The following is a 17,753-nucleotide window of genomic DNA, read 5'->3' as shown; positions in this document are numbered from 1 at the left end:
CGGTCGGCTCCCCCTGTGGACGCGGCGGCGGGGCCTCCGGCCGACGCGGTACGGGGTCTCGGTCGACGCGGAGGCGGACCTCCTGCCGACGCGGCGGTGGGGCCTTGCCAGGGTGCACCGAGGAACGGGACGTCCCGGCTCGGGGCGGACGCGCGGATGTCTCGGTGACCGTTCCGGCGCAGCCGAGCCCACCGGTGGCGGGGAGGGCGGCGGGGCGTCTCTCACGAGCGGGCGGTCCACGCGAGCCGGCGGCGACCCGGGGCCGGGGCCCAACTCGACTGCCGGGCAAGGGAGTTGGCGGTCACGGTGAAGGAGCTCTCGCGCGGCCGCCGCTGGTTGCGCGGCCCACGCGCGCCGTACACGTACGAGGGGTGCGCAGGTCACGGGCGGACCTGCGCACGCCTCGTCACCCGTACGGCGCGTGACCAGCGGGTGTGCGCTTCGTTGGTCCTGGTAACCCAATGTCCGCCGGGGCCCGGCGATTTGGGGATCGCTGCCGAAGCGATGAGGCGCCGTTCCTCCCGAAGACGGGGAGGGACGCGCGTCGTGGGACCTCGCTTCGGTGCGGTGGCCGGAACGCAGGGGACAGCAGCCCGGTCACTACCCAGTGGCCGGTTCCCGGGACGCCGGGGGCCGGCCGCCCGCGGATCGGCGTCACCGCAGCCTAACCGAGACGGGCGTTCTCAGCCGAAACCCCAGCACAGCGCGCGGTGTTGAACGCCGATCGGTGCGCTCAGGACTCATTCCGCCGGAACGCGGACGCTGCGTCCACGCACTATTCGCGCGGCTCCCCGGACGCCTTCGACTCCTCCGCAGCCTTGGCCGCCTTGGCCGCCTTGGTCGCCTTCGCACCCTTGGCCGACTTCCCCGACTTGGCCGCGCTGCTCTTGGGTGACGTCTTCGTCCCGGTCTGCTCCGCAGACTCCTCCCGCGCTTCCGACCCGGCCTCCGCCGACCCGGCCTCCGCCGCGGGCTTGCGCCTCGGCACGACCGGCACCGGCAGTACGGGCAGCCGGAGCGCGCCGAACGCGTCCTCGGGGACCGCTGGGCTGTTCGGCGCGACGGCGGCGAGTCGTACGTACGCCTCGTCCTGGTTCGGACGCGGGTCGGTCTCGCCCTTGTTCGGCCAGAGCGAGGCGGCGCGTTCGGCCTGGGCCGTGATGGTGAGCGAGGGGTTCACCCCGAGGTTGGCCGAGACTGCCGCACCGTCGACGACCGAGACGCCGGGGTGGCCGTAGAGCCGGTGGTAGGGGTCGATGACGCCCTTCTCCGGATCGTCGCTGATCGGACAGCCGCCGAGGAAGTGGGCGGTGAGCGGGGTGCCCATCAGCTCGCCGACGTTGGAACCGGCGAAGCCGTTGATGTCCTCGGCCAGGTGTCGTGCCGCCTCGGCGCCCTCGGGCAGGTAGTCCGGGTTGGGTGCGCCGTGGCCCTGCCGGGCGGTGAGCATCCCCTTGCCGAGGCCCTTCTGCTTCCGGCTCGTGGTCAGCGAGTTGTCGAGCGACTGCATGACCAGTCCGATGATGACGCGTTCCGACCACTTGCGGCCGGAGAGCGACCGCAGGAAGAGGTTGGGGTGGCGCACACAGGTCACCAGGTGCGCGAGCAGCCGGGGCAGCCGGGAGGTGTGGTTGACCTGGAGCGTGGTCATCAGCGACATGGCGTTGGAGCCCTTGCCGTAACGGACCGGCTCGATGTGGGTGTTCGCGTCCGGGTGGATGGACGAGGTGATCGCCACGCCCTTGGTGAAGTCGAGCTCCGCGTCCTTGCCGTGCAGTTTGCGGTAGCGGCGCGGGACCGTCTGGGCGCCCACCAGCGCCTCGGAGTTGGTACGGGTCAGCAGGCCGAGCGCGGACGATATCCGCGGCAGGCCGCCCTCGTCGCGCATCCGGTGCAGCAGCGTCTGGGTGCCGTACGTGCCGGCGGCGACGATCACCCGCGGCACGGTGAAGGTGCGGCTGCGCGATTTGGCGCCCCGGCCGCGCTTGTTCGTGGGTACGGCGGTGACGCGGTAGGTGTCGTCGCCGAGGTCGGTGATGTCGGTGACGGTGGTCAGCGGGAAGACCTGTACGCCCGCCTTCTCCGCGAGGTAGAGGTAGTTCTCGTTGAGCGTGTTCTTGGCGCCCTTGCGGCAGCCGGTCATGCACTCGCCGCATTCGGTACAGGCCCTGCGCTCCGGGCCGGCGCCGCCGAAGTAGGGGTCGGCGGCGGTCGCGCCGGGCTCTGTCCGGGTGGCCCCGTCCGCGTCCTTGCCGTCGCCGAAGAAGACGCCGACCGGGGCGAAGTGGAAGCTGTCCCCCACGCCCATCTTCTCCGCCGCCACCTTCAGATGGACGTCGGCCGGGGTCAGCGTCGGGTTGAGCCGCACGCCGAGCATCCGCTGGGCCTGGTCGTAGAAGGGCTTCAACTCCTCCTGCCAGTCGGTGATGTGGGCCCACTGGCGGTCCTCGAAGAACGGCTGCGGCGGCACGTAGAGAGTGTTCGCGTAGTTGAGCGAACCACCGCCGACGCCCGCGCCGGCGAGGATCATCACCTTGTTCAGCAGATGGATGCGCTGGAGGCCGTAGAGGCCGAGAGCCGGGGCCCACAGGTAGTTCTTCAGGTCCCAGGAGCTCTTCGGCAGCGACTCGTCGCTGAAGCGGCGGCCGGCCTCCAGCACGGCGACGCGGTAGCCCTTCTCCGCCAGGCGCAGCGCGGAGACGGAGCCGCCGAAACCTGAGCCGACGATGACGACGTCGAACTCGTCGTCCTTGCGCGCCGCCTTCGGCGCGGAGTTCGACCGGGAATCGGATGCTTCCGGGGACACGGGGACCTCCGAAGTGAGGGTGCGGCTCAAAAGCCCCACAGTTGGGTGAAGTCGGGGGTGGGCGCCGGGACGTGACCGGCGCCCACCGGTCAGCGCAGGCGCAGTGCCTTCATCGCCTTCAGCGAGCGGGACATGAACGCCGCGTACCGCCGGTCGTCCATGCCCATCGACGGCGCCATCGGCAGCAGCCGCTGGTGGGCGACCGTCTGCACCTCGGTGTACTTGAGGATGCCCTCGGAGCCGTGACGACGGCCGAGACCGGAGTCGCCCATGCCGCCCATCGGCGCCCTGACGCTGCCGTAGGCAGAGGAGTACCCCTCGTTGACGTTGACGGTGCCGGTGCGCAGCCGGGCGGCGATTTCGCGGGCACGGCGCCCGTTGGTCGACCAGACGCTGGAGTTGAGACCGTACGGAGTGGAGTTGGCCAGCTCGACGGCGTCCTCCACGTCCTGGAAGCGGTAGACGGAGACGACCGGGCCGAAGGTCTCCTCGGTGCAGACGGTCATCGGCCCGGTGACGCCGTCCAGGATCGTCGGCTCGTAGAAGAGCGGGCCGAGGTCGGGCCGGGCCCGGCCGCCGGCGAGCACGGTCGCGCCCTGCTCGACGGCGTCGGCCACGTGCCGGGTGACGTTGCTCAGCTGCTGCTCGGAGACGAGCGAGCCCATGTCGGCGCCGTAGGCGAGGGCGGAACCGAGCCGCATCGCCTTCGTACGGGCGACGAAGCGCTCCAGGAAGGCGTCCGCGATCGAGTCGTGCACATAGAGCCGCTCGATGGAGATGCAGAGCTGTCCCGCGGAGGAGAACGCGCCCCGCACGGCGCCGGCGGCGGCCTTGTCCAGATCGGCGTCGGGCAGCACGATCATCGCGTTCTTGCCGCCGAGTTCGAGCGAGCAGCCGACGAGCCGGGCGGCGGCCTGCTGCGCGACCCGGCGGCCGGTGGCGGTGGAGCCGGTGAAGGAGACGTAGTCACCGCGGTTCACCACCTCGGGGCCGATCACCGGGCCCTCGCCGAGGACTATCTGCCAGACGTCCTCGGGCAGTCCGGCCTCGATGAGCAGCTGCCTGGCCCACATCGCGGTGAGCGAGGTCTCGGTGTCGGGCTTCATCACCACGGCGTTGCCGGCCACGAAGGCGGGCAGCGCGTCGCCGACGGACAGCTCGAAGGGGTAGTTCCACGGCGCGATCTGCCCGACCACACCGCGCGGGTGCCGCAGTTCGCTCACCCGGGTCAGCACCGGGATGGCGCCCTGGTGACGCTTGGGCGCGAGGTAGGAGGGCGCCTTGCGGCCGTAGTGCCGGGCGGCGACGCAGACCGCGAGGACCTCCTCGTGCGCGTGCAGCCGGGCCTTGCCGGTCTCCAGCTGGATCAGGTCGAGCACCTCGGACTGGCGCTCGAGCACCAGGTCGTGGAAGCGCAGCAGTACGGCCGCACGCCGCCGCACCGGCCAGTGCTGCCACTCGCACTGCGCCTTCCGGGCGCGCTCGAACGCCTCCTCGACGTCCTCGGCGGTGGCCTCCGGCAGGTCGGCCAGCTTCTCGCCGGTGAACGGGGTGTGCGAGACGGTCTTGCCGCTGCCGGCCACACCGCGGGTCAGGCGCGCGAGGAGTTCGGGCGTGACGACGTCGGCGGCGTCGCGCGTGCCGGCGGGGGCCGTGGCGGCCGGATTCCTGTCCTGCGTCTGCGTCATAGGCAGAGAGTAGAGCCCGGGAAAACCAATGGGTACCCGCGGGTAACACTTTTCCAGAAAATCTGCCAGCGATTACTGGCGCATTACGTCCCGAGCCGCCGCGTCCGCCCGTAACGCCCGGGATGCGGGATGCGGGATGCGGGAGAACGCCCGGAGCGCGGGAGGGGCGTCGGGCGCGGGTGCCGCGTACGGGCCCGGCGGGGCGCGCCCACCGCGACGGCGGGTGTCCCGGGTCAGCCGCCGGCGCGGTAGGTGTCGACGACTGCGGTGAAGTGCTCGTCGATCTCCGCACGACTGCCCTGCGGCCCCTTGACCAGCACCACGTGGTACTTGCCGCCCAGCAGCATCGCGCGGTTGCGCACCACCGTCTGCTTGCCGCCGGACTCCCAGCCGAACTCGCCCTCGGCCATGGCGGTGTCCCCGACCGTGATGGTCCGGACCCCGCTGCTGGTCTTCCAGCCGGTGGCGTCGCGGTAGTCGGCCAGCTCCGGCTGGTCGGAGAGCTGGTAGTTCCGCGGATCCTTGCCGAACCTGTCGGCGCTGTCCCGGCCGGGCACGACGACCAGCTCCATCGCGCCCTTGCGGAACCGGACCTGGCCGTCCGAGGTCTGGCCACGCGCCCAGCCCTGGGGCACCGCGATCCGGAAGCCCGCCGGATCGTCCTGAACCCGGTAGCCCTCGGGGGCGGCGGGCTCGTCGGAGTCGTCGGCGCCGCCGCTGGGCTCGGGGCTGTCGCCCTTCCCGCCGTCGCTGCTCTCGCCCGGCTTCTCGTCCTCGCCGCCGCTGCCGCCCTCGCCGGTCTCCGAGGGAGCGGGCCTCGAACCGTCCACCGAACCGCGCTGGTTGGAGTCGCCCTCCGACTTCGGCATCAGCAGCGCCGCACCCACCATCACGGCGACCACCAGCACGAACACACCGAGAACTATCAGCCGGCCGAGCTTGCGCGGATCGCCACCGGTACGGGCAGCGGGCTTCGCGCTCTGCTTGCGGTGCCGCCGGCGCTCCGCCGGAACCGGCTCACGCGTCGCACGGCGTCGCCGTACCAGCTCCCCGCGCCGCCGTATGATCGGCAGCCGCCTGGGGTCCGAACGCCGTCCGCCGGGCGGCAGTCCGGCGCTGACCACCCGTCGGCCCGCGTCCGGCTCGGGCGCGGACCTGATCAGCGAACGCAGCCAGCCGCTGAGCTCCTCGTAGCTCGGACGCTCGGTCGGGTCCTGGCGCAGCAGCGACTCGATCACCGGCCGCAGCGGGCCGCACTCCTCGGCGAACGCCGGCGGCTCGGCACAGACCAGCTGCACCAGCTCCGCGGTGTTCTCCTCCGGATAGGGCGCATGGCCCTGGACCGTACGGAAGAGCAGCGCGCCCAGCGCCCACAGATCGGCGGGCGGCCCGACCGGCGGGGCGAGCCGCCAGTTCTCGTAGACCGGCCCGGCCTGCTCGGGCGCCCAGCGCTCGGTGACGGGGCCGACCATCGTCATCCGCGCCTGCCGCGCCCGCTCGGCGGCGAGCGAGGTGACCGGCCCGCGGTACGGGCCGGCGGCGCTCTCACCGCCGCCCCACCGCTCCGCGTCGCCGGCGTACGGCTCGGCCTCGGCGTACGCGTCCGGTGCGTCGTACGTCTCCGGTGTTCCGTACGCGTCCGGTGCGTCGGTTGGTGCGTCCGGTGCGTCGGCGGGGGGCGGGTGTTCGGTCGCCCAGGCGTCCTGCCCGTGGGGGTGCGGGCCGAAGCGGCCGTCGCCGCCCTCGTGCCCTGCCTGCGGATGCGGCGCCTTCTCGAAGTCCAGCGGGCCCAACTCGTCCTCGCCGGGCGGGAGTTGTCCGCTGTCCGTACCGCCGCGCACGCCGCCGCCCGGTTCCTCGGCAGAGCCGTCGCCGGTCGAGCCCTCGTCCGTGGTGTGTCGGGGGCGGTAGCCGAGCTGCACCGGAATCGCCATCGGCGGGCCCGGCTTGTCGCCGCCCCACGGGCCGTGAGCCTCCTTCGGGGCGGGCCCCTCGTCGGCCAGATCGCCGTCGTCCGCCTCCCGGGACGCCTCCTCGGAACGCGCCTCGGGCCGAGTCTCGACCTCGGGGACCGGCCACTCCTCGGCGAACTCCGCCTCCGCGTCCACCACCGCGTCGTCGCCCGGATCGCCGTACCCGGCACCGGCACCGCCGGCGTCCGCGCCGTGCCCGGACTCGCCCCGTCCGGAGGGCTGTTCGGGGTGCGGGTGCTCGGCCGGGCCGCGCAGTCCGCGCACCGGCGGGGAGGGGGCCATCGGGCCGTTCGTGGGCAACGGGTCGTAGCCGCTGAGCGCTTCCTCCGCGGCGCCCGAGGCGAGGCCGGTGAGCAGCGCCCGGCCGTCCTCGCAGATCAGCACCGTACGGGTGGTGATGTTGCGGTGGGTCCAGCTGTAGGTGTGCACTGCGCTGAGCGCGGCCAGCAGGTCCGCGGCGATCTCGGCCGCGCGGTGCGGGGTGAGCGGCGCCTCGGCGAGCACCGCGGCGAGCGGCCGGGCGGCGACCAACTCGCTGACGATCCACAGCCCGTCGTCCTCGACGAAGACGTCGAAGACCTGGTCCAGCCGCGGGTGGTCGGGGATGCGGCTGGCTTCGAGCGCGGCGTCGATCGCGCGCCGCACCGCAGGATCGTCCGGCGTCCTGGTGGCCCGTCCCAGCGAGCTGCGGCCGCCGAATCCCGGCTCGCCGAGCAGCTCGGCCTCGACCACCTCGGGCAACGGCACCTGGCGCACCAGGACTTCCTGCCCGCTGGCGGTGTCGTACGCGCGCGACTCGCGGAGCTCGTACTCCTCCGCGGGCGGAAGCGGCAGACGGTAGCGCTCGGCCAGAAGCCTCCCCGCATAAGCGTCCACAGCGCCTCCCCACAGCGTGCGAAACAGTCAGATCCGCTCTTCCGCCGCCACGTTGCGGCGGAGAACGTCCACAGCTCAGTACCTCACGATACGTGCCCCCGCGGCGACGTGCTGCCGCAACCTGTCAGTCGGTGCCAGGTACCCGTGTCGCCGACATCCGCTCAACTCCCCTGCGGGCGGAAGGAGTCGAAGGCGGTTTCGCGCATCGTCGTGCACTCCTCGCCCTCCCACTCCGAAGCCTTGCAGGTGATGACGATCGCGTAGCCGTTGTCGTCGTCGACCTTGAATCCGCGGTTGAGCACCCGCACCCGCTCGCCGTTCTCCTCGCGCTCGAAGTGCCAGTCGGAGACGGTCGGGTAGTCGCGCCACTCGACCTGCTGCATGTCGAGCTTGCGGTAGTCCTTGCTGCCGGTGGCCACCGCGGACTCCAGCAACTGCCAGGCGCGCAGGGCGCTCTTGGTCGGGCTGTCGGTGAAGTCGACCTGGATCTTGGGAACACTGCCGCGCGAAGTCGCGTAGATGCCGCCGGAGTTGCGGCCCGCGGTGGCGACCCGGGAGAAGTCCTCGGGCATCGCCATGCCGAAGCGGAAGGTGTTGTCGGTCAGCTCCTTGTAGCCCTGGGGCAGACCGTCCTCGCTCTCCTTCTCGTCCTTGTCGCCCTTCTTTCCGTCCGTGTCGCCACCGGCGGAGGAGCCCTCCTCGCCCTTGCCGGAGTCGCCGCCGCTGTCGGAGCCCTCTTCCTCGCCGCCGCCGGAGCCCTTGGCGTCCTCGCCGCCGCCACCGGCCGCGGCGCTGTCGCCCTTGTCGGGCGAACCACCGTCGTCACCACCGCTGTTGGCGAAGGCGATGACCGCGCCGAGGATGCCGAGCAGCACCACCGCGACCGCGGCGGCCATCAGCGCCACGGAGCGCCTGGAACCCGACTCGCCGCCGGCGCGTGCGGGCCGCGGCGCGGCCGGACCGCCGTCGGACGCGCCCGAGGAGGCGTGGGCGGCCGGTACGGCGGCGGGCTTGGCACTCGACGGCCTGTCCTCGCCGCGCTCCTCGCGCTTGGCGGAGTCGCTGCCCGCCGCGTCGTGCTCGGTGGTCCTGGCGTACTCGGCGGTCCTGGCGGCCTTGGCGCCCCGGGCGGGCAGCACCACGGTGGAGGACGAGTCCTGCTGCAACCGCTCGGAGTCCTCGGGACCGTCCAGCACGGCCTGGAGCAGCACCCGCGCCCCGGCCTCGTCCAGCCGCTTCTCCGGGTCCTTCAGCAGCAGCCCGTAGATGACCTCCTCCAACTCGCCCGCGCTCGTGGGCGGTTCGAGCGGATCGGTCATCACGGCGGTGAGTGTGGCGATCGCCGAGCCCTTGTCGTACGGCGGGTGTCCCTCGACCGCGCAGTACAGCAGTCCGCCGAGCGACCACAGGTCCGCCGGCGGCCCCGGCCGCTGGCCGCGCGCACGCTCGGGCGAGATGTAGGAGGGCGCGCCGACCAGCATGCCGGTGGAGGTGACCGAGGGGTCGCCCTCCACCTTGGCGATGCCGAAGTCGGTCAGGATGACACGGGCGGTGTCCTCCTCCACCAGGACGTTCGACGGCTTCACGTCGCGGTGGACGATGCCCTCGCGGTGGGCGGCACGCAGCACTCCGAGCACCGCGAGTCCGACCTCCGCCGCCCGGCGGGGCGTCAGCGGGCCGTCCTCCTTGATGATGTCGGCGATCGAGCGGCCCTCGATCAGCTCCATCACGATCCACGGGCGGCCGTCCTCGTCCACCACGTCGTAGACGGTGATGGCGCTGCCGTTGCGGATCCTCGCGATGGCCTTGGCCTCGCGCAGGGTGCGGGTGATCAGCCGCCGCTTCTCCTCCTCGTCGATGTCGGAGGGGAACCGCAGCTCCTTGACCGCGACCGTACGGCCCAGCACCTCGTCCCTGGCCCGCCACACGGTGCCCATACCGCCACGCCCGAGCACGTCCCCGAGGCGGTAGCGCCCACCCAGGAGCCGACCGGTCTCCTTGCCCTTGGCAGCATTTTCGGCGTTCTCGCCCATGCTTCCCCTCGCGTCAGCCCGCCCCAGCAGTCGGACCTATTGTCACCCATGCGGAGCGGAGCTGAGGTACGGGGCCAACGTGACCTCTGGTGCAGACCAGTGCGTTGCACCACACACGGCCGCGGGAGCCGGCCGCCGCGCGGTGCGCGGGGCCAACTCCCGTACGGGGGCGCCTTCTCAGCCCGCGGCGATGTCCGGCGCGCCCAGCCGGGCGGCGTCGGCGGTGAGGTCGTCGGGCTGCCGCTGGGACTCCCGCTCGGCCTCGACCCGCTTCTCGTAGTGCTTGACCTCGCGGGCGATCCGCTCCCTGTCCCAGCCGAGCACTCCGGCCATCAACTCGGCGCACTCCCGGGCGCTTCGGGTGCCGCGGTCGAAGGTCTCGATGGAGATGCGGGTGCGGCGGGTCAGCACGTCCTCCAGGTGGCGCGCACCCTCGTGCGTGCAGGCGTAGACGATCTCCGCCTTGAGGTAGTCGTCCGCCGCCGGCAGCGGCTTGCCCAACTCCGGCTCCCGGGCGATGAGTTCGAGCAGCTGCTCGGTCAACGAGCCGTAGCGGCCCAGCAGATGCTCGACGCGCACCACATGCAAGCCGGCCCTGGCCGCGAGCCTGGCGCGGGCGTTCCACAGCGCGTGGTAACCCTCCGCCCCGGCGAGCGGCACCTGCTCGGTGCAGCAGTCCGCGACCCGGTGGTCCAGCGCCCGCACGGCCTCGTCGATCGCGTCCTTGGCCATCACCCGGTACGTCGTGTACTTGCCGCCGGCGATCACCACGAGGCCGGGCACCGGGTGGGCGACGGTGTGCTCCCGGCTGAGCTTGCTCGTCGCGTCCGACTCCCCGGCCAGCAGCGGACGCAGACCGGCGTACACGCCCTCCACATCGTCCCTGGTCAGCGGGGTCGCCAGCACGGAGTTCACATGTTCCAGCAGGTAGTCGATGTCCGCGCTGGACGCGGCCGGGTGGGCCTTGTCCAGGTCCCAGGCGGTGTCGGTGGTGCCGACGATCCAGTGCCGCCCCCAGGGGATGACGAACAGCACGCTCTTCTCGGTGCGCAGGATCAGCCCGGTGGTGGAGTTGATGCGGTCCCGCGGCACGACCAGGTGGATGCCCTTGGACGCGCGCACATGGAACTGGCCGCGCTCGCTGATCAGCGCCTGGGTGTCGTCGGTCCACACGCCGGTGGCGTTGACCACCTGCCGGGCCCGCACCTCGTACTCGCCGCCGGACTCCACGTCCTGCACCCGCGCACCGACGACCCGTTCGCCCTCGCGCAGAAAGCCGACGACCTTGGCCTGGTTGGCCGCCAGCGCGCCGTAGGAGGACGCGGTGCGCACCAGGGTGTGCACGAAGCGGGCGTCGTCCACCTGCGCGTCGTAGTACTGGAGGGCTCCGGTCAGGGCGTCCTTGCGCAGGCACGGCGCGACCCGCCGCGCGTGCTTGCGCGAGAGGTGCCGGTGCACCGGCAGCCCGCGGCCGTGCCCGGAGGAGATCGACATCGCGTCGTACAGCGCCACCCCGGAACCGGCGTACAGCCGCTCCCAGCCCTTGTGCTGCAACGGGTAGAGGAAGGGCACCGGCTTGACCAGATGCGGCGCGAGCCGCTCCAGCAGCAGGCCGCGTTCCTTGAGCGCCTCCCGCACCAGGGCGAAGTCCAGCATCTCCAGGTAACGCAGCCCGCCGTGGATGAGCTTGCTGGAGCGGCTGGAGGTGCCCGAGGCCCAGTCGCGCGCCTCGATGATGCCGGTGGACAGGCCGCGGGTCGCGGCGTCCAGTACGGCGCCCGCGCCGACGATGCCGCCGCCGACCACCAGTACGTCCAGCTCCCGTTCGGCCATCAGGGCGAGTGCCTCCGCCCGCTCCGCCGGTCCCAGTGTCGCTGTCCTCACCCTTTGCCTCCCGTGGTCGCGCGCCGTCGTCGATCCAGAGGCCGGCCTCCGCTGTGATGGGAGGGGCTCCTGGGCCGATGGTCCCCCATTTCCCGGGCCTTGACCCGGGGGTCGGCACGGTTCCGGAATCCACCATATCTGTCATATATGCGCTTAACCTGACGTAGCGCCCAGGGTGAGCGCTCCCTCGGGCCGTGCCGGGCCCGCCCCGCACCAGCCGCACCGTCGTCCCGGGAAGGACACCGCCCCCATGCCCGCAGACCTCGCAGTTCTCGGACTCGGCCATCTCGGTCTGCCGGCAGCCCAGGCAGCCACCGCCGCCGGTATCGGCACCGTCGGGTACGACCCCTGCCACGGGACCGTCGCCGAACTGCGCGCCGGACGCCCGCCCGCCGACGGCGCACTGTCCACCCCCGAGCTGCGCCGGATGCTGTCCGCCGGCTTCCACGCCACCTCCGAGCCCACCGAGCTCGGCCGCGTGCGCACGGCGCTGATCTGCGCCCCCACCCCGCTGGGCACCGACGGCGCGCTGGACCTCACCGCCGTCGAGGACGCCGCCCGTACGCTCGCCGGTCGCCTGCGGCCCCGTACGACCGTCATCGTCGAGTCGACCGTCTACCCCGGCACCACCGGCAAGCTGGTCCGCTCACTGCTGGAGGAGGGCTCCGGGCTGCGCGCCGGACGCGACTTCCACCTCGCCTGCGCCCCCGGCCGCCTCGACCCCGGCAACCGCCGCTACGGGTACGCCCGCACCCCGCGCGTCATCGGCGGCCTCACGCCCGCCTGCACCGAGGCCGCCGCGGCCTTCTACGGGCGGCTCACCGACAAGGTCGTACGCGCGCGGGGGCTGCGCGAGGCGGAGACCACCAAGCTCCTGGAGACCAACTTCCGGCACGTCAACACCGCGCTCGTCAACGAGATGGCCGTGCTCTGCCACGACCTCGGAGTCGACCTCTGGGACGTCATCCGCTGCGCGGAGACGAAGCCGTTCGGCTTCGAGTCCTTCCGGCCAGGCCCCGGAGTCGGCGGCCACGGCGTACCGATCGACCCCAACTACCTCGCCTGCCGCAGCCGTACGCTCGGCCACCCGCTGCGACTGGTGGAGCTCGCCCGCGAGGTCAACGACCGGATGCCGCGCTACGTCGTCCACCGCGCCACCTCGCTGCTGAACGAGCACGGGAAGTCCGCCCGGGGCTCGCGCATCCTGCTCCTCGGCGTCACCTACAAGCCCGACCTCCCCGACCAGGAGGGCGCACCGGCCCGGGAGATCGCCACCCGCCTCGCCGACCTCGGTGCCCAACTCAGCTACCACGACCCGTACGTACCGCAGTGGCGCGTCTCGGGGCGCCCGGTGCCGCGCGCCGACTCGCTGCACGAGGCCGCGGCGGGGGCCGATCTGACCCTGCTCCTCCAGCACCACACGGTGTACGACCTCCAGGGCCTGAGCGCCAAGGCGCAGCTGCTCCTGGACACCAGGGGCGCCAGCCCCACGGGCGCCGCGCACCGACTCTGACCCGCTCCGCGGGCACCCGGGGAGCACCGCGAACACCCGCTCGCGGCCCGGCCGTTGTCAGTGGTCGACGGTAGACTCGAACACAGTTCGAATGGTTCGCCGACGCCCTGGGAGGACGCCGATGACCGTCGTCACACCGCCTGCCCCAACCGCCCAGCCCGCCTCTCCCGCCTCGACCTCCTCGACCTCCTCGACCGCCCAGCCGGCTCTGATTCCCTGCAAGCGCCTGCCCGCGGGCCAGCCCCGCGAGTGGTACGAGTCGCACAACCGCAAGCTGAAGGCCATGCGCCTGGCCTCGGCTCTGCTCAACTCCGGGGTGTACCACCCCACTCAGGCATCCGACCGACGGATACGCGCCATCGCCCCTCTCGTCGGGGTCCATCCGCCGTCGACGGCGACCTGCCGGTTGGTGCGCCGGCTGATGCTGCACTGACGACACCCCGGCCGCGGCGGGGCGCACGCGACCGGGCCGAAGCCCGGCACCCGGCGCCGGACCGTCGCAGCCGGCGACGGGGCCGGCTATGGGGCCGCCATCGGCGGCCGAGGTGCCGCGCACGAGTGCGGGCCGGTCCCGGCGAACTCCTCGCCGGGACCGGCCCGTTCAGCACTGCACCGCTGCGGCGCCCTTCGCTCAGCGGCTGGGCGACACCGTCACCTCGACCCGCTGGAACTCCTTCAGCTCGGAGTAGCCCGTGGTCGCCATGGCCCGGCGCAGGGCGCCGAAGAAGTTCATCGAACCGTCCGGGGTGTGGGAGGGCCCGGTGAGGATCTCCTCCGTCGTGCCCACCGTGCCGAGCCGCACCTTCTTGCCACGCGGCACGTCCTCGTGCACGGCCTCCATGCCCCAGTGGTAGCCGCGGCCCGGCGCGTCCTCGGCGCGGGCCAGCGGCGAGCCCACCATCACGGCGTCCGCGCCGCAGGCGACGGCCTTGGGCAGGTCGCCGGACCAGCCGACCCCGCCGTCGGCGATGACGTGCACATACCGGCCGCCCGACTCGTCGAGGTAGTCGCGGCGAGCGGCGGCCACATCGGCCACCGCGGTCGCCATCGGCACCTGGATGCCCAGCACGTTCCGCGTGGTGTGCGCCGCGCCGCCGCCGAAGCCGACCAGCACACCGGCCGCGCCGGTGCGCATCAGATGCAGCGCCGCGGTGTACGTCGCGCAGCCGCCGACGATGACCGGCACGTCCAGCTCGTAGATGAACTGCTTGAGGTTGAGCGGCTCGGCGGCCGAGGAGACGTGCTCCGCGGAGACCGTGGTGCCGCGGATGACGAAGATGTCCACGCCCGCGTCGACCACTGCCTTGGAGAACTGCGCGGTGCGCTGCGGCGACAGCGCCGCCGCCGTCACCACGCCCGAATCGCGGACCTCCTTGAGCCGACGGCCGATCAGCTCCTCCTTGATCGGCTCCGCGTAGATCTCCTGGAGACGGCGGTTGGCCCGCTCCTCCTCCAGCTCGCCGATCTCGGCGAGCAGCGGCTCCGGGTCCTCGTAACGGGTCCACAGACCCTCGAGGTTGAGCACCCCGAGACCGCCGAGCCGACCGATCCTTATGGCGGTGGCCGGCGAGACGACCGAGTCCATGGGGGCGGCGAGGAAGGGCAGTTCGAAGCGGTAGGCGTCGATCTGCCAGGCGATCGAGACCTCCTTCGGGTCGCGCGTCCGCCGGCTCGGCACGACGGCGATGTCGTCGAAGGCGTACGCCTGCCGACCGCGCTTGCCGCGCCCGATCTCGATCTCACTCACGTGTCCACTGCCCTTTCGTACGGTGTGCCGACCTCAGTATCCCCGACCTCCCCGAAGCAGCGGGAGCCGGGCGAGGCAGAGCTGCCCGCCTCCCGCTCGCGCAGGCCGGGCGGCGGGTCAGCGGCGGCTGTAGTTCGGCGCCTCGGTGGTCATCTGGATGTCGTGCGGGTGGCTCTCCTTGAGACCCGCCGAGGTGATCCGCACGAACCGCCCGCGCTCCTTCATCTCCGGCACCGTGCTGCCGCCGACGTAGAACATCGACTGCCGCAGTCCGCCGGTGAGCTGGTGCACGACGGAGGCCAGCGGCCCGCGGTAGGGCACCTGGCCCTCGACACCCTCGGGAATGAGCTTGTCGTCCCCGCTGACCTCCTCCTGGAAGTAGCGGTCCTTGGAGAACGAACGCTGGTCGCCGCGCGTCTGCATCGCCGCCAGCGACCCCATGCCGCGGTAGGACTTGAACTGCTTGCCGTTGATGAACAGCAGCTCGCCCGGCGACTCCTCGCAGCCGGCCAGCAGGCTGCCGAGCATCACCGTGTCCGCACCGGCGACCAGCGCCTTGGCGATGTCGCCGCTGTACTGCAGACCGCCGTCGCCGATCACCGGAACACCCGCGTCCCTGGCCGCCTCCGCGGCCTCGTAGATCGCGGTGACCTGCGGTACGCCGACACCGGCGACGACCCGCGTGGTGCAGATGGAACCGGGCCCGACACCGACCTTGATGCCGTCCACGCCCGCGTCGACCAGCGCCTTGGCACCGTCCCTGGTCGCCACGTTGCCGCCGACGACGTCGATGCGGTGGTTGGACTTGATCTTCGCCGCCATCTCGCTGACCAGGCGCGAGTGGCCGTGCGCGGTGTCCACGACGACGAAGTCGACACCGGCCTCGATCAGCGCCTGCGCACGCTCGTACGCGTCACCGGCGACGCCCACCGCGGCACCGACCAGGAGCCTGCCGTCGGCGTCCTTGGCGGCGTTCGGGTACTTCTCCGCCTTGACGAAGTCCTTGACGGTGATCAGGCCCTTGATCCGGCCCTCGCCGTCGACCAGCGGAAGCTTCTCGATCTTGTGCCGCCGCAGCAGCTCCATCGCCTCGTCGCGCGCGATGCCCACCTTGCCGGTGACCAGCGGCATCGGCGTCATGACCTCGCGCACCTGGCGCTCGCGGTCGACCTCGAAGGCCATGTCGCGGTTGGTCACGATGCCCAGCAGCTTGCCGGAGCCGTCGGTGACCGGCACTCCGCTGATCCGGAAACGACCGCACAGTGCGTCCGCCTCCCGCAGCGTGGCGTCCGGGCGGATGGTGATCGGGTCGGTGACCATGCCGGACTCGGACCGCTTGACCCGGTCCACCTGCGCGGCCTGGTCCTCGATCGACAGATTGCGGTGGAGCACGCCCACACCGCCCTGGCGGGCCATCGCGATGGCCATCCGCGCCTCGGTGACCTTGTCCATCGCCGCCGAGAGCAGCGGGATGTTCACCCGCACGTTCCGGCTGACGTACGAGGCGGTGTCGATCTCGTGCGGGGCCATGTCGGACTCGCCGGGCAGCAACAGCACATCGTCATACGTCAGCCCAAGAGTCGCGAACTTCTCGGGTACGCCGCCGACGTCATCCCTCATGACACCTTCCCCAATGGTCTTGCTCCAGCACGGGCGACCATGCTAACGCCCAGCCGGACACCCACCGCACGATCGGCTGATCGCACGAACCCCGCACGGATCTCCCGTGCCTACTGCTCGGCCAGCGCGCGCAGCCGACTGAGCGCACGGTGCTGCGCGACCCGTACGGCCCCCGGCGACATGCCGAGCATCTGGCCGGTCTCCTCCGCGGTCAGACCGACCGCGACCCGCAGCAGGATCAACTCCCGCTGGTGCTCGGGGAGACTGGCGAGCAGCTTCTTGGCCCACTCGGTGTCGCTGCTGAGCAGCGCACGCTCCTCGGGACCGAGCGAGTCGTCCGGCTGCTCCGGCATCTCGTCCGAGGGAACCGCGGTCGAACCGGGCCTGCGCATCGCTGCGCGCTGCAGATCGGCGACCTTGTGCTGGGCGATGCCCACCACGAAGGCGTCAAACGGCTTCCCGGTGTCGCGGTAGCGCGGCAGCGCGCAGAGCACGGCGAGACAGACCTCCTGGGCGAGGTCGTCGACGAAGTGCCGCGCGTCCCCCGGGAGGCGACTCAACCGGGTACGGCAGTAGCGCAGCGCGAGCGGGTGCACGTGCGCGAGCAGGTCGTGCGTCGCCTGCTCGTCGCCGTCCGCCGCTCGCTGGACGAGTGCCCCGATGGCCGTCGCGGCCGTGGTCTCGTCGTCGCGCATCGGTCCATGGTGCACCGGAGCCGAAGCATCCGTTGCACCGAGTCCTTGGTTGTGCACTGAAGCGTTATGAGCGGGCGCACTGGATCCCATGTCCTGCGCCCTCCCCTCACGCCTGACTGACCGGTCCCCGAGGAACTCCATACTCCCAAGGATGCGGCACGCGCGGGATTGCGGCACCATCCTTGCTCTTCCGACCCGCCCACCGGGACCGATGGGCGGGGGTACGGGTCGAGGAACGGGACGTTCGCTAGCGCACCAGGCCCCAGCGGAAACCGAGCGCCACCGCATGCGCGCGGTCGGATGCGCCGAGCTTCTTGAAGAGCCGTCGCGCGTGCGTCTTCACGGTGTCCTCGGAGAGGAACAGCTCGCGGCCGATCTCCGCGTTGGACCTGCCGTGGCTCATGCCCTCCAGCACCTGGATCTCGCGCGCGGTGAGCGTCGGCGCGGCGCCCATGTCGGCGGAACGCAGCCGGCGCGGCGCGAGCCGCCAGGTCGGGTCGGCGAGAGCCTGGGTGACGGTCGCGCGCAGCTCCGCACGCGAGGCGTCCTTGTGCAGATAGCCGCGCGCTCCGGCGGCGACGGCGAGCGCCACACCGTCCAGGTCCTCCGCGACCGTCAGCATGATGATGCGCGCACCGGGGTCGGCCGACAGGAGCCGGCGCACGGTCTCGACACCACCGAGCCCGGGCATCCGGACATCCATCAGGACCAGGTCCGAGCGGTCGGCGCCCCAGCGGCGGAGCACCTCTTCGCCGTTGGCCGCGGTCGTCACCCGCTCGACGCCCGGCACGGTGGCCACCGCACGTCGCAGCGCCTCCCGGGCGAGTGGAGAGTCGTCGCAAACGAGAACGGAAGTCATGGCCGCCCCCCGCTGCTGATGCGCATCACCTTGTGCCTCCAGGCTGTTACGAGTCTTCA

11 protein-coding genes are annotated in these 17,753 nt (G+C 72.1%); 2 read left to right on the top strand and 9 right to left on the bottom strand.

Features of this window, described 5'->3' with window-relative positions:
• Positions 1–775: 775 nt before the first annotated feature.
• The 5 genes from MTQ01_RS05670 to MTQ01_RS05650 all read right to left on the bottom strand — a co-directional run bounded on the left by MTQ01_RS05670 (position 776) and on the right by MTQ01_RS05650 (position 11,260).
• The gene (locus tag MTQ01_RS05670) at positions 776–2,806 is read right to left on the bottom strand and encodes a GMC oxidoreductase (RefSeq protein WP_374207609.1); all 2,031 of its coding nucleotides are present in this window, start codon (positions 2,804–2,806) and stop codon (positions 776–778) included.
• Positions 2,807–2,895: 89 nt separating this feature from the next.
• Positions 2,896–4,494 (bottom strand): succinic semialdehyde dehydrogenase, encoded by a 1,599-nt coding sequence (locus MTQ01_RS05665; protein WP_247487138.1) that lies wholly within the window; start codon positions 4,492–4,494, stop codon positions 2,896–2,898.
• 233 nt (positions 4,495–4,727) lie between these two features.
• Positions 4,728–7,343, bottom strand: coding sequence for a serine/threonine protein kinase (locus MTQ01_RS05660; protein WP_247487137.1), 2,616 nt, complete (start codon positions 7,341–7,343; stop codon positions 4,728–4,730).
• 161 nt (positions 7,344–7,504) lie between these two features.
• Positions 7,505–9,376 carry a serine/threonine-protein kinase gene (locus MTQ01_RS05655; RefSeq protein ID WP_247487136.1) on the bottom strand — a complete coding sequence of 624 codons (1,872 nt, stop codon included), beginning with the start codon at positions 9,374–9,376 and terminating at the stop codon, positions 7,505–7,507.
• Between the two features lie 177 nt (positions 9,377–9,553).
• The gene (locus MTQ01_RS05650) at positions 9,554–11,260 is read right to left on the bottom strand and encodes a glycerol-3-phosphate dehydrogenase/oxidase (RefSeq protein WP_247487135.1); all 1,707 of its coding nucleotides are present in this window, start codon (positions 11,258–11,260) and stop codon (positions 9,554–9,556) included.
• Between the two features lie 250 nt (positions 11,261–11,510).
• Between MTQ01_RS05650 and MTQ01_RS05645 the strand changes: the two genes are divergently transcribed.
• Positions 11,511–12,773, top strand: a complete 1,263-nt coding sequence (locus MTQ01_RS05645; RefSeq protein ID WP_247487134.1) for a nucleotide sugar dehydrogenase — start codon at positions 11,511–11,513, stop codon at positions 12,771–12,773.
• Between the two features lie 121 nt (positions 12,774–12,894).
• The gene (locus MTQ01_RS05640) at positions 12,895–13,206 is read left to right on the top strand and encodes a hypothetical protein (protein ID WP_247487133.1); all 312 of its coding nucleotides are present in this window, start codon (positions 12,895–12,897) and stop codon (positions 13,204–13,206) included.
• 198 nt (positions 13,207–13,404) lie between these two features.
• Here MTQ01_RS05640 and MTQ01_RS05635 read toward each other — a convergent pair whose 3' ends face one another.
• The 4 genes from MTQ01_RS05635 to MTQ01_RS05620 all read right to left on the bottom strand — a co-directional run bounded on the left by MTQ01_RS05635 (position 13,405) and on the right by MTQ01_RS05620 (position 17,694).
• Complete coding sequence (locus tag MTQ01_RS05635) at positions 13,405–14,520, bottom strand: GuaB3 family IMP dehydrogenase-related protein (RefSeq protein ID WP_247487132.1); 1,116 nt, start codon at positions 14,518–14,520, stop codon at positions 13,405–13,407.
• 117 nt (positions 14,521–14,637) lie between these two features.
• Entirely contained in the window at positions 14,638–16,140 is a 1,503-nt protein-coding gene (gene guaB, locus MTQ01_RS05630) for an IMP dehydrogenase (protein WP_247487131.1), read from the bottom strand.
• Positions 16,141–16,250: 110 nt separating this feature from the next.
• Positions 16,251–16,835 (bottom strand): sigma-70 family RNA polymerase sigma factor, encoded by a 585-nt coding sequence (locus MTQ01_RS05625; protein WP_282613143.1) that lies wholly within the window; start codon positions 16,833–16,835, stop codon positions 16,251–16,253.
• Between the two features lie 247 nt (positions 16,836–17,082).
• Positions 17,083–17,694, bottom strand: coding sequence for a response regulator transcription factor (locus tag MTQ01_RS05620; RefSeq protein ID WP_211039212.1), 612 nt, complete (start codon positions 17,692–17,694; stop codon positions 17,083–17,085).
• Between the last annotated feature and the right edge of the window lie 59 nt (positions 17,695–17,753).

The sequence above is a fragment of the Streptomyces sp. XM4193 genome, assembly GCF_023072595.1.
In the GTDB taxonomy this organism is placed as follows: Bacteria; Actinomycetota; Actinomycetes; order Streptomycetales; family Streptomycetaceae; genus Streptomyces.
Note: the sequence above shows the minus strand (reverse complement) of the source record. Positions and strands in the feature narration are given on the sequence as shown.